The organism is Pandoraea faecigallinarum (genome assembly GCF_001029105.3).
Taxonomy (GTDB): domain Bacteria; phylum Pseudomonadota; class Gammaproteobacteria; order Burkholderiales; family Burkholderiaceae; genus Pandoraea; species Pandoraea faecigallinarum.
Map to the genome: position 1 here is coordinate 310,693 of NZ_CP011807.3, position 13,375 is coordinate 324,067.

Genomic DNA, 13,375 nt, shown 5'->3' on the forward strand with positions numbered 1-13,375 from the left:
GCTCAGCGTCCCAGATACGATTCGATCACGCGCTCGTCGCGCTGCACCACGTCGAGGGTGCCCTCGGCGAGCACGCGGCCTTCGGCCATGACGGTCACCACGCCCGAGTCCGCGGCAAGCGCGGCGACGAACGCCATGTCGTGCTCGACCACCATCATCGAGCAATGCCCGCGCAGACGATTGAGCAACTCGGCCAGTTGCGCCGTCTCCTCGTCGGTCATGCCGGCGGCGGGCTCGTCGAGCAACAGCAGTTGCGGCTGCTGCATGAGCAGCATGCCGATCTCGAGCCGCTGTTTTTGCCCGTGCGACAACTGCCCCGCGCACACATGCGCCTGATGCTCCAGATGCGTGAGCGCAAGCACTTCCTCGATGCGGCGACGCATTGTCGGCGTGAGCATCGCCCAGAGCGCACGGAACCAGCGCTTGTCGCCTGCACATGCGAGTTCGAGGTTTTCCCACACGCTGTGATGCTCGAAGACGGTCGGCTTCTGAAACTTGCGGCCCACGCCCGCCTGCGCGATGGCCGGTTCGTCCAGCCTCGAGAGGTCGAGTGTCTGTCCGAGGAAGGCGCGGCCCGAATCGGCCCGCGTCTTGCCGGTGATGACGTCCATCATCGTCGTTTTGCCAGCGCCGTTCGGACCGATGATGCAACGCAGTTCGTTGGTCCTGATCGACAGCGACAGATCGTTGAGTGCGCGAAAACCGTCGAACGAGACCGAAATGTTCTCCAGATAGAGGATGAGGCCGTGCGAGGTATCGATCTCGCCCGGCACCACGAGGTGCGACATGCCGGTGGTGTCGCCGCTGACGGTGACGGATGCTTCCGGAGCATCGGCCTGTTGCCAACGGATGTCGTAATCGGGTCTCATGCGCGATCTCCGGAAACCGGGTGGGGTACGTCGCTCACCGCCTCGGAGCAGGCGTGCCGTGCACGCTTGCGTGAGAGCTGCGCGACAAGGCCGATGACGCCCTGCGGCAGTAGCAGCGGCACCAGCACGAACATCGCGCCGAGGAAGAACAGCCAGTATTCGGCGAAGTACGCCGTGAAGAAGCTCTTGGCGCCATTGACGATGAACGCCCCGGCAATCGGGCCGACGAGCGAGCCGCGTCCGCCGATGGCAACCCAGATCGCCATTTCGATGGAATTGACCGGGGCCATCTCGCTCGGGTTGATGATGCCGACCTGCGGCACGTACAACGCGCCCGCGATACCGCACAGCATCGCGGACAACGTCCACACGAACAACTTGTAGCTCAGCGGGCGATAGCCGAGGAACATGGCGCGCGACTCGCCGTCGCGAATGGCGGTGACCACACGGCCGAACTTCGAGACGACCAGTGCGCGACACAGCAGGAACGCCCCGACGAGCACGGCGAACGTCACCAGAAACAGCACGGTGCGCGTGTTCGCCGAGGTGATCGAGTAGCCGAGAATGCGCTTGAAGTCCGTAAAGCCGTTGTTGCCGCCGAATCCAGTTTCGTTGCGATAGAACAGCAGCATGGCGGCGAACGTGAGCGCCTGCGTGATGATCGACAGGTACACGCCCTTCACGCGCGAGCGGAAGGCCAGATACCCGAAGAGCCATGCCACGGCACCGGGCAGCGCCACGACAAGGAACATCGCCCATGCGAAATGCTCCGTGCCGCTCCAGTACCACGGCAATGCCTTCCAGTCGAGGAACACCATGAAGTCCGGCAGGTCGCTGTGATACACGCCGTCGCGCCCGATGCCGCGCATGAGATACATTCCCATCGCGTAGCCGCCCAGCGCAAAGAACAGGCCGTGGCCGAGGCTCAGAATGCCGCAATAGCCCCACACCAGATCGAGCGCCAGTGCCGCAATGGCATAGCACATGATCTTGCCCACGAGGGTCATGGCGTACGCCGAGAGATGCAGCGGATGACTGGCGGGCAGCGCCAGCGCGCATACCGGCACGATGACCATCACGGCCACCACGAATGCCAGCAGGAACGGGGCGACGTGCTTCGGCAGCAGGCGCGCGCGCGCCGGGACATCCAGCGTCATCGCGGGCACGACGCCGTCCGGGAGAAAGTTCGGCGTCTGCATTCAGGCCTCCGCGCTGCGCCCTTTGAGCGCGAACATGCCCTGCGGGCGTTTCTGGATGAACAGCACAATGAGAATCAGCACGGCGATCTTGGCGAGCACGGCCCCCCATACCGGTTCGAGCAACTTGTTGGCGATGCCCAGACCGAACGCGCCGACGATCGTGCCCGCAAGCTGACCCACGCCGCCGAGCACCACGGCCATGAACGAATCGATGATGTAGCTCTGCCCAAGGTCCGGGCCGACGTTCCCGATCTGCGAGAGCGCGCAACCGCCCAGACCGGCGATGCCGGCACCGAAGGCAAAGGCGTAGCTGTCGACGCGTCCCGTCTTCACGCCCACGCACGCCGCCATCGAACGGTTCTGCGTCACGGCGCGAATGAACAGGCCCAGCCGTGTGAGATTGAGGACCGACCATGTGAGCGCGACGACCACGAGCGCGAACAGCAGGATCACGATGCGGTTGTACGGCAGCATCAGATTCGGCAGCACGGCGATGCCGCCGCTCATCCACGACGGGTTGATGACCTCGACGTTCTGTGCACCGAACAGCGTGCGCACCGCCTGGATCAGGAGCAGGCTGATACCGAAGGTCGTGAGCAGCGTCTCCAGCGGACGTCCGTACAAATGCTTGATGACGGTACGCTCCAGCACGAAGCCGACGGCGGCAGCCACGAGGAACGCGGCCGGCACCGCGGCGGCGAGATAGCAGTCGAACGCGCCGGGCGCAAAGCGCTGGAACAGCGTCTGCACGGCATAGGTGGCGTACGCGCCGATCATCAGAAACTCGCCGTGCGCCATGTTGATGACGCCGATCAGCCCGTAGGTAATCGCAAGCCCGAGCGCAGCGAGCAGCAACACGCTGCCGAGCGACAGACCGGCGAACAGCGTGCCGAAGAACTCGCTGCGCCGTTGCGCGGATGCCAGCTGTGTCAGCGCGATGTCGGCGGCGCTGCGCACCGTGGCGTCCGGCTCGGCGTAAGTGCCGTCTGCCTGTTTGGCGACGATGGGCAGCAGCAGATCCCGCATTTGCGGATCGCCGGCGGCCGCGATCAGGTCGATGGCCTCGCGGCGCTTCGTCGGATCGGCGTCATGCAGGGCCGATTGCGCCCAGAGTTGATCGAGGCGCTTGCGCAGCGCCGGGTCCGTCTCCTTCCGGCGCGCCTGTTCGATCAGCGTCTTGAAGGCAGGCGACGGATTTTGCAGCATCGTGTCGATGGCTTGCGCGCGTGCGTCGTGCTCCGGCGAGAGCAGCGCGCCTGCCGCGGCGGCCGTGGCGACCTTCGCGCGCAGCACATTGTTGAGCGTGAGCGAGCCGGCGTCGTCGGCTTTCACCTGCGCGCCGGTGATCGGGTCGACGTACCTGTCGTCCTTCTGGAGGGCGAGGCGCTCGCCTACGATCACCACGGTGTCGTCGGCGAGCGCCTTGAGCAACGCAGCGGCTTGCGGCGAACCGTCGGCGGCGAGGTGATCGATGGCTTGCGCCTTGGCGTCGAAGTCATCGCCCGCGAGGGCGGCCAGATCGGCCTGGGCGATACCCGCCGGGGCGGCCATTGCCGGGGAGGAGTTCGTCAGCGCAGCGCCCAGTGAGAGCAGGACAAGGGCGGCAGCGGTCCAGCGTCTTATCGTTATCATGCGAAACCTCTGCATGCGCCGAAGCCTGTCGGTGCGGCTCCGGCGCAAGGAATGGAAGGAAAATCAAACCTTGTCGGGCTTGCCTTCGTTGCCTGCGATGAACGGACTCCACGGCTGGGCACGCACAGGGGCCTTGGTCTTCCACACGACATTGAACTGACCGTCAGGACGGATTTCGCCGATCATGACCGGCTTGTGCAGGTGGTGGTTGCCGTCCATGACCATGTCGAAGCCGTCGGGCGACTTGAAGGACTGGCCGATCATTGCCGTGCGGACCTTGTCGACGTCTGTGCTCGCTGCCTTCTCGACCGCCTGCTTCCACATGTGCATGCCGACGTACGTCGCTTCCATCGGGTCGTTCGTCACGCGCTTGTCGCCGCCGGGCAGTCCCTTGGCCTTCACGTAGGCGAACCATTCCTTCTTGAATGCATCGTTGGTCGGGTTCTTGACCGACATGAAGTAATTCCAGGCCGCAAGGTGCCCCACGAGCGGCCGGGTGTCGATGCCGCGCAACTCTTCTTCGCCCACGGAGAACGCCACGACCGGTACGTCCGTCGCCTTCAGCCCCTGGTTGCCGAGTTCCTTGTAGAACGGCACGTTCGAGTCGCCGTTGATGGTCGAGATGACCGTGGTCTTGCCGCCTTGCGCGAACTGTTTGATGTTGGCAACGATGGTCTGATAGTCGCTGTGACCGAACGGCGTGTAGACCTCCTGAATATCCTTGTCGGCCACGCCCTTCGAATGCAGGAAAGCGCGCAGAATCTTGTTGGTCGTGCGCGGATAAACGTAGTCCGTACCCAGCAGGAAGAAGCGCTTGGCGCTGCCGCCTTCCTTGCCCATCAGATATTCCACGGCGGGAATCGCCTGCTGATTCGGCGCGGCGCCCGTGTAGAAGACGTTCTTCGACATCTCTTCGCCTTCGTACTGCACCGGGTAATAGAGCAGACCGTTGAGTTCCTCGAAGACGGGCAGCACCGATTTACGCGACACCGAGGTCCAGCAGCCGAACACGGCGGCGACCTTGTCCTTGGTAAGCAACTGACGCGCCTTCTCGGCGAACAGCGGCCAGTTCGACGCAGGATCGACGACCACGGCTTCGAGCGGGCGGCCCATCACGCCGCCCTTGGCGTTGATGTCGGCGATGGTCATGAGCGCGACGTCCTTGAGCGACGTCTCCGAGATGGCCATCGTGCCCGAGAGCGAATGCAGGATACCGACCTTGATGGGCTGCTTGCTCTGCGCGAACAAATTGGGCGCCATGCCGGTAAGCGATGCGGCGCCCGAGAGGGCCGCCATCTGGAGTAGCGTGCGTCGTTTCATGGTACGTCTTCCCCTTTCCTGGTTAGACCGGTAGATCCGGTGTCGGAAGACTTACGCAAGGGACGTGCCAGGAGGGCCAAGGCATGGCGCGCGAGGAGGACGGTGGCGGCGCGCCGCGCGGAAACCGCCTGCGAGAAGGACGTAAGAAGAACACGGCACGCATGCGGGGAGCACGATGGTGCGACGGTGCGCTGTGTTGGTGCGCACCGAATTGGCGCGACCGGCATGGCGTGGATCGTCGTTGTGCATCGGGCGTGCCGCGCCCACGCGTACCCACCGGCGTGTTGCGTCCAACTGCATGCGGGTGCGTTCGCCGCCGGTGGCATTTTTTGATGCATGATTGGCATTCGTGCCAAACCGGCCGGCGGCAAGATGAGGGCTCCCGAAGATGGGCTCCCGAAGACTACCGACTTGTTGGATACCCGCATATGACCGATACCGTTGCCGGGCGCCGTGCGCCGCCCACCGACCCTGTGCCGCAGCAACGCCGGCGGCTTGGCCGGCGCTATGCCGCCGTGCTCGCCGCCTGTCAGGCGCTTTACACGGCGGCGTTGTCCGTCGACCTGACACTGACCGGCCTGGTCGGCTACATGCTCGCGTCCGACAAGGGATACGCCACGCTGCCGTTTTCACTGATTACGGTGGCTTCGGCCATCACGACGATCGTTGCGTCGATGCTGATCCAGCGCTTCGGCCAGCGGTTCGGCTTCGCGCTGGGGGCTTTGTTCGGCACCGTCGGCGGGCTGGTGTCGGTCATGGCGATCTACGAGCGCCACTTCGCGATGTTCTGTGCGGGCACGGCGTGCGTGGGCGTGTTCCAGGCATTTGCGCGTTACTACCGTCTGGCCGCGGCGGACGTCGTGCCCGTCGAGGACAAGCCGCGCGCCATCTCGGTCGTACTCACGGGCGGCGTGCTGGCTGCCGTGATCGGACCGGCGCTGGCGGCGGGCAGCAAGGACTGGCTCGCGCCGGTGACGTTCGCCGGATCGTATCTCGTCGTCACGATCCTCTCGGGGGTGTCGCTTGTTCTGCTCGCGGGGTTTCTGCGCGACTTGCCGGTCCATGCGGCGCCCGGCAGTGCGGGGGATGCGGCGGCGCTACCCGCACGTTCACTGGGCGAGATCATGCGACAGCCGATTTACGTGGCGGCCCTGGCGAACAATCTGATCGGCTTCATGGTGATGATGTTCGTCATGACGGCGACGCCGATTGCCGCCGTGGCATGCGGTCATAGCATCGACGACGGTGCGCACATCATCGAGTGGCACCTGGTAGGCATGTATGCGCCGTCGTTCTTCTCGGGGCATCTCGTGAAGCGTTGGGGCGTGGTGCCGGTGCTGCTGCTCGGCATTGCGATGTCGGCGCTGTGCGGTGTGCTGGCACTGATGTCAACGAGCCTGGCGTACTTCTACGCGGCGCTGGCGTTCCTGGGCGTGGGCTGGAACTTCATGTTCGTGGGGGGCACGACGTTGCTCACGATGTCCTACCGTCCGGCCGAGCGCGCGCGTGCGCAGGCGGCCAACGAGTTCATCACGTTTGCGGGAACGGCGCTCGCGAGTCTGTTTGCCGGCCAACTGCTCGCACGCTTCGGCTGGTCGACGATCAATCAGGCGACGTTCCCCTTGCTGCTGATCGCCGCGCTTGCCACGGTTTGGTATGCGCTCGATGCAAAGCGGCGCCCCGCACAAGTGGCTGCATAGATCACGTATCGATACCACCATGAGTCAACCTCGTCTCATCGCATTTCTCATCGTGCCGCCATTCGTGCTGCTGGATCTGGCGGGGCCGCTCGACGCGTTTCACGCCGTCATTCGCAACTTCACGGAACAGGGGCTGGGCGCGCCCTACGAGACCGTGGTGGTCTCCGAGCATGGCGGGCCGGTGGAGACGGGCTCGGGCATCACGTTGCACACGGAGCCGATGCACACGCTGGACGATCGGCTCGTCGATACGCTGGTCGCGGTGGGTGGCGCGCTCGCCCATCGGCCGGCGGTGCCGGGGCCGGTCGGCGACTGGTTGCGTGGCTATGCGCCGAAGGTCAGACGCGTGTGTTCGGTGTGCGTGGGGGCATTCATTCTCGGCTCGGCGGGGTTGTTGAACGGCCGTCGCGCAACGACACACTGGCTCGACACGGCCATGTTGCAGGCCTGCTTTCCGGAGGCGATGGTCGAGTCCGACCCGATCTACGTGCGTCAGGACCCGGTGTGGACGTCGGCCGGAATCACGGCGGGCATCGATCTGGGACTGGCGCTGATCGAGGACGATTGCGGCGTCGACGTGGCGCTACAGGCGGCGCGCCGGCTCGTGGTGTTTCTCAAGCGCGCGGGCGGTCAGTCGCAATTCAGTCCGCCGTTGCGGGAACAGGTCGCGGCGGGCGCGGCGTTCGGCGATCTGCATGCGTGGATGGCGCAGCGTCTGGACGGGGACTTGTCGGTGACGCGGCTGGCGGAGCAGGCGAACATGAGTCCCCGGACGTTTGCCCGCAGCTACCTCGCCCGCACTGGCTCGACACCGGCCAAGGCGGTGGAGCGGATGCGTCTTGAGGCGGCGAGATTCGCGTTGCTCGACTCGGACGCGCCCCTCAAGCGCATTGCCGCCCGCGTCGGCTTCGGCGACGAACAAAACCTGCGCCGCGCGTTTCAGCGTCAGTATGGCGTGACGCCGATGGCGTACCGGGAACGGTTCGGCGTTCGGGTGCCGGCATAGCGTGCGCTAGACATGGCTTGCCAGATAAGCGTCCTCGTCCAACGCGCCGCGGCGTGCCCGGGTGATAAACGGAATCAGCGTTTCCGGGTCGTGCGACAGTGCAGCCGCCACGCGCGTTTCGCCACGCGGCAGTTGCAGCAGCTTGTTTTCCAGATAGACCTTCAGCCCGCGCTGCGTGGCGGGGCTGGCCACGTCGCGAATCTTCAGCCCATGAGTCACCAGATCGATCAGCAGGCCCACGTTGCGCTGTTCGGATGAGAGCGGGCGAGGGCCCGATGCCGTCAGGCAGAAGACCGGCGAGACATCGAGGTCAATGGTGGACAGGTCGTGATCGATGCGCCAGGGCGTCTCGGCCCAACCGCTGCGCCTGCCGATCGACGGACTCCGGGCCGTGAGCCGTATCTGCCATTCCACGCGGGGCTCGACGACGGCCCGAAGGCTGAAGAATGCGCGAAAAAGATGACTGGACATGAGACGCTGAAACGTGCTGCGCAGCTCTTCGGTGACGCCGAGGCGATTGTCCAGCGCCGAGCCGACGAACTCGACGGAAGCCGATTGAGGATAGTCCGCCAGGTCGAGCACGCTGGCGAATCGTTTGACGTCCTTTACGGTAACCCGGTCAGTGACCCGTTCTCCGTCCACGAAGCTGTTTGCCGTGACGCCGAATTCCTCGCGCGCATACCGGTCGAGCAACGCGTCCTCGTCGTACATCCAGTGCGTTGCCTCGGTACGGCGCTGCAGCACGGCTTCCGGGGAAAGCTCGCCGTTGGGCCCGAATGCGCGATATGAAATGCGTTCTGCCCAGTCCCGGCCAGCCTGATGCCCGATCCGGTCGGTCAGGTAGACGATCGGGCCGCGATGCCCGGTGGCGGAGGCGTCGGCGAGCCCCGTCAGGGCATGCAGGAATTCGTGCAACGCCGCCTGTTCGAGCGTGAAGCATTGCTTTCCGGCGGGCGATTCGTATTGGTAGCGTGACGTGAGTTGCGGCGCCGGTGGCAATATCAGCGCGTCCATTCCCGGGGCGAAGCGCGGCGGCTCGCCGTCGACAATGCGAATGTCCCAGGGCCCACGCTCGGCCTCCATTGCGCGCTCGACCAGCGTCTGGAGAATATGCGAGCGGCTGCGCAGATCTTCGAGCGCATCGACGACCGCGTTGCTCTCGACGCAAGTCGGGTTCAGTATCGATCGCACCGACACGGCCGCGCTCCCGTCAGCCGGCATTGCGCAGCTCAATGCCTGCCCGACGCCCTGCAGCACGTTCGTCAACGAACCACGGCGTCTGTCGGGCAGAAACCGCTTCATGTCGACGACGGTTTCCCGACGTCGCAACAGCGCACTTCGCGCGGCCGTCATGCCGGACGACGTCAGGAGATCGTCGGCCGCTTGCATTGCCGGCGGGCTGGCAATGCCGGAGCGCTGGATCAACTCGAACTGCTCGTCGGAGAACATCTCCATGGAACGTGTGCGGTCGATGCGACGGGGCAGGGGCATATCCCGGTAGGGCTCCGGCACGGCGGCGTCATCGGTGAGCACGTCGTAGGGGTCGAGCCGAACATGGTCATGTTGCACGGCATTGAGCGCCTGCATCTCGAACGCTTCGAACTCAGGCCCGATCTGCGAGAGCGTGGCCGATGCCGCACGCTCGAAAGGCGGCATGCGCAGTCGTTCCACCGTCAACCGGATCGACGTTTGCAGTGAGCGCTCGGCGACACCGGCCAGCCAGAAAAACAAGGCGTCCACTCCAAAACGAATCGCGCCATTGACGACTCTCGTGCGGTTGCCGGTGCGCAGGCCTTCCTCGATCTCGTAAGCCGGCATGACGAAGGGCACCATGTCGAGCACCGCCCGCGCGTCCCCGCGGGCTGCGGCATGGACGACATGCGCAATGGGGCGGCTGATAAGTATCGCCTCCAGCATCTCCTGCATGACGTCCAGCGTTTCCGGCGTGGGCGCACTCTGTGCCGCGTTCGAGGCGCTCAGTTGCTCCCATGTGTCACGCAGCGCCGCGGCCAGCTCGTGCGTTGCAGTGTCGTTGGGAGGGACCCGGTACAGGCGCATCAATTCCTCTGCCTTGATGAGCGCTGCGGCATTGGAACCGTCTCCTGCGGCATCGGGCGAAACGAACGCGCGCGACGTGTCTCGCAAACCGTCGCGCCAGATTCGAATGGCCAGATTCCCGTGCCCGATGAATGCCGAGCGTCGACCTTCCGTCTGGAGCGGGGCTGCGTTTTCCGGTGCGTCGACCGCTTCTCGCGATGCCGCCGGTCGCCAGGGTACGTAGGCCATCAATCGCCGGGCAAAGGCGATTTCGTCGGGGACATTGTTCGCGCGCACCGGGCGAGCCGGTGCCGGAGACATTTTCGCCGGACCGCTGGCCCGATCGAGATGCGAGGCCGCGACACGCAGCGGATCGACAGGAAAGCGCGGGGCGGCAAGCCAGGCCCGGCGAAGCGCGACAAACGCCTGCAGCACCTGCGCCGGCGTGTCCATCGGACCCGGCGTCAGTCCATGATAGGCGCCCAGTCTGAGTACGGTGGTCGCGGCCGATTGCAGGGGCGTACCGAACCGGAACGCACTGCTTTCCGCCAACTCGGCAAAATATGCGCGCAATACCATTTCGACGTCGAGCTGTGACAAGGCGGCGCTCGACGCCGTTGCGCGTCGCCCCAGCGGCATGAGCGGTCTTCCAGGACACGCCATGCCGTTATCGACGGCGGGCAGCGCAAGGGCCGGAATGTCGTGAACGCGTGAGTGTAATGCGGCGGCGACGGTGTCGAGCGACATGCCGGCAGCGCCGCGCACTGCCATGCCGTCGAACCAGATGCCGTAGGCGCCGCCGTCCGGCGCGTGTGGCGGTATCAGGCGGGCGCCGAGCTGCAGATGCGCCAGTTCGTCGCCAAGCAGGCGTTCGTAGCAGGCCGCGATGTTATCGAAATCCGCGTCGTCGGTCTGGGCGTACCGATGCGGCGCGCTCAGCCGATGGATGGCAGCCGCCTCCTCGAACGAACTGACGGACAGCCGGCCGCGCCACTCATAGCCGGGGCCGACGACCGCATCGAGCGAGCGGCCTCGCCGATATTGCACGACACGCAGAATATGGAGCGGAGAAGCCTCCTGTTCGATGAGACGCGTCACGTTCACAGGCGCAGCGGCACCTTCCTTGTCCAGATCGAACTTCGAGAGTATGTCGTGCAGCGTGGGCGGTTGCAGCAGCGCAATGCGCGCCCAATGCTCGGCGGCGGAGCAACTGTCGGCCACCGGCAAGCGCCCGTCGGCGACGTGCGATACAAGGCGTTGCGCGAGCCGGCATACGCCTTCGCCGCGATCGAGCGCGCCGGACGCGATCAGACCGCGCATCAAACGCAGCCGGGCCTGTTCGCGGCAGACGCTGGTATTCGACAGGGCGGCGAAGGCCGCGGCCATGTTGTCGATCGAAGGGGGGCGAGAGGCAGGATAGTGCGTGGCGTTCGGCTGCACGGGCAAGGCGCGCAGCGCCGTGGCGCGCGTGGCCGCGTCATATCGGTTCCACGGGGCAACGACTTGGGTGCACGCTGCCGGCCGGGGGCAAATTCGAGCGCCGGGCGTGGCCGCCGCCTCAAACGCGAGCACGGTCTGAACGCCAAGCAACGTGAGCAGAAACAGGGCGCGCTTGTCGCGGGCGCCGGTCTCGTTGCCGCTGCGGCGTGTCGACCTCCGTCGCGGGCACGCGTCTGCTGCCGGCAGGGAGGCGGTGCGCTGGCAATTGCGCAACCGGGCGACGTCGCGAGCTATCGCGGCCCTGCGGCACCGCGCCTGCCGCGCCGGCTCGGCGGAAAACTTCGGTGTGGCCGTGGGCCGCCGGGTCTCACAGCGGTAGCGATATGGCACGAAGGTCCTCCCGGTTGGCGCTACGGTTCGGCGCCATGGCGCCGCGTTACGGGGGGACGTAGCCGCGGTTGCAGCGATGGTCAGTGCGGTAGATGCAGCCACGAATGTAGCGGTTGGCGGCGCGGCATTCAAACGCGTACAAGTCGCGGTGCCATTTGTGATGCCGTTCGCGATGCCGTTCGCGACGCCACTCGCGGCGACGTCACGCCGCGAGCTTCCCCGACGCTGCCTTGTCCAGAAACCGGAACAGACGGGCATCGTCGGAATAGGCGACATTGAACCGGAACCAGCGGCAGGGTTCGTTGTGGGCGAGGAAGAATTCGCCGGGCGCGAGCATGATGCTCTCCAGTAACGCGGCTTCCGCGAGTTCCCGGGCGGACTGCGCCGCGCCGGGCAGGCTGCCGCACACGAACATGCCTCCTTCCGGCTGCGCGAGCAGCGCCACGCCGTGCGAGCGCAACTGCGTAACGAGCCGTGCACGCGAGCGTGTCAAACGGTCGGACAGGCGCTCGATGTGTTTGCGATGGCGCCCTTCGGTCAGAATTGCGTGCACGATACGCTCGTTGATCTCCGACGACGTGAGTCCCGCCACCATCTTGCTGCGCGCAATCTCGTGCGCCATGTCGCGCGAACACGCCAGATAGCCCACGCGCACCGACGGCGAGATCGTCTTCGAAAAACTCGATACGTAGATCACTCGCGACAGGCCGTCCATCGCGGCCAGCGACGGCGTGCCGGCCGGCGCAAGCTCGCGGTAGATGTCGTCTTCCACGACCCAGAACCCATGCCGCTCGGCACATTGCAAAATCCGGTGCGCCGACGCTGGTGTGAGCGAGGTGCCTAGCGGATTCTGCAACGCCGGGTTCACGAACAGTGCACGCACGCGGTGCGTCTGCGCGGCCTGCTCCAGTGCCGCAAGGTCCAGTCCGGCCTCGGTGCGGGGAATGCCGACCACATTCAGGCCAGCAAGACGCAATACCGCCAGCAGGTTGCAATACGCCGGCGCTTCGACGAGCACCGTGTCGCCCGGCTTGAGCAACGTTCGCACGATCAGATCGAGCGCCTGCGTCGCGCCCTGCGTGAGCACGATGCGCTCCGGCGGCGCCTCGATGGACAACTCGCCCAGACGCCGCGTGAGCCACTGACGCAACGGTCCATACCCGTGGGGATGACCGTAGTGCGCGAAGTGCGCCCCCGGTCCCTTCGATAGCGAACGCAATGCGCCATGCAGGCCGTCTTCGTCGAGCCAGCTGTCGGGCAGCCAGCCACAGCCGCTTTTCACCGCGATGGAGTCGTCCGCGAAGATCTCCGAGAGCAGCCATGCATTCGTGACTTCGCTCGCTGCCGGCCCCACTTCGGGCGTGCCGCCGCGCTGGGGCGCGCCGGCGTCGCGCCCGGGTGCCGCACCGGCCACGAAGAAGCCCGCGCCGCGCCGCGCGACCAGCGTGCCGCGTGCAACGAGCCTGTCGTAAGCCTCCACTACCGTGAACGTGCTGATGCCGTGCGCTTTCGCTAGAGAACGGATCGACGGCATGCGTGTGCCCGCGTGCAGTGTTCGACCCGCAAGGGCGCGCTCCACCTCACGCACGATCTGATCGACGAGCGCTTCGGGCTGGGCCCGGTTCAGGGAAAAAACGAATGGCTGGACCATGGTGTAGGGGGACGGTGCTGGTAACCCCGGGCGACCCGGCAAACCTCACGGTCGGTGCGCAGTGTACGGGTAGGTCCCGAGGAGCCGCCATAGGACTCCACACAGGCTACCGCCCCACGCGATGCGGGATT

General features: G+C 65.7%; 8 protein-coding genes. 2 read left to right on the forward strand and 6 right to left on the reverse strand.

The window, feature by feature from the left end:
• Window positions 1–2 precede the first annotated feature (2 nt).
• The 4 genes from urtD to urtA form a co-directional block, all read right to left on the reverse strand.
• The gene (urtD, locus tag AB870_RS01365) at window positions 3–869 is read right to left on the reverse strand and encodes an urea ABC transporter ATP-binding protein UrtD (protein ID WP_047906633.1); all 867 of its coding nucleotides are present in this window, start codon (window positions 867–869) and stop codon (window positions 3–5) included.
• Window positions 866–2,068, reverse strand: coding sequence for an urea ABC transporter permease subunit UrtC (urtC, locus tag AB870_RS01370; RefSeq protein ID WP_047906634.1), 1,203 nt, complete (start codon window positions 2,066–2,068; stop codon window positions 866–868). Before urtC ends, urtD begins: the two co-directional genes overlap by 4 nt.
• Complete coding sequence (gene urtB, locus AB870_RS01375) at window positions 2,069–3,700, reverse strand: urea ABC transporter permease subunit UrtB (protein WP_084664047.1); 1,632 nt, start codon at window positions 3,698–3,700, stop codon at window positions 2,069–2,071.
• Between the two features lie 63 nt (window positions 3,701–3,763).
• On the reverse strand, window positions 3,764–4,960 hold the full coding sequence (gene urtA / locus AB870_RS01380; RefSeq protein ID WP_418303989.1) for an urea ABC transporter substrate-binding protein: 1,197 nt from the start codon (window positions 4,958–4,960) through the stop codon (window positions 3,764–3,766).
• 488 nt (window positions 4,961–5,448) lie between these two features.
• Between urtA and AB870_RS01385 the strand changes: the two genes are divergently transcribed.
• A complete protein-coding gene (locus tag AB870_RS01385; protein ID WP_084663206.1) occupies window positions 5,449–6,720 on the forward strand; it encodes an MFS transporter in 1,272 nt (423 codons plus the stop codon).
• A 19-nt stretch (window positions 6,721–6,739) separates the two neighbouring features.
• Window positions 6,740–7,726, forward strand: a complete 987-nt coding sequence (locus AB870_RS01390; RefSeq protein WP_047908665.1) for a GlxA family transcriptional regulator — start codon at window positions 6,740–6,742, stop codon at window positions 7,724–7,726.
• Between the two features lie 6 nt (window positions 7,727–7,732).
• On the opposite strand, the gene AB870_RS01395 is transcribed toward AB870_RS01390, so the two are convergent.
• On the reverse strand, window positions 7,733–11,593 hold the full coding sequence (locus AB870_RS01395; RefSeq protein ID WP_157112196.1) for a PipA/GogA/GtgA family type III secretion system effector: 3,861 nt from the start codon (window positions 11,591–11,593) through the stop codon (window positions 7,733–7,735).
• 202 nt (window positions 11,594–11,795) lie between these two features.
• A complete protein-coding gene (locus tag AB870_RS01400; RefSeq protein ID WP_047906638.1) occupies window positions 11,796–13,244 on the reverse strand; it encodes an aminotransferase-like domain-containing protein in 1,449 nt (482 codons plus the stop codon).
• Window positions 13,245–13,375: the final 131 nt, after the last annotated feature.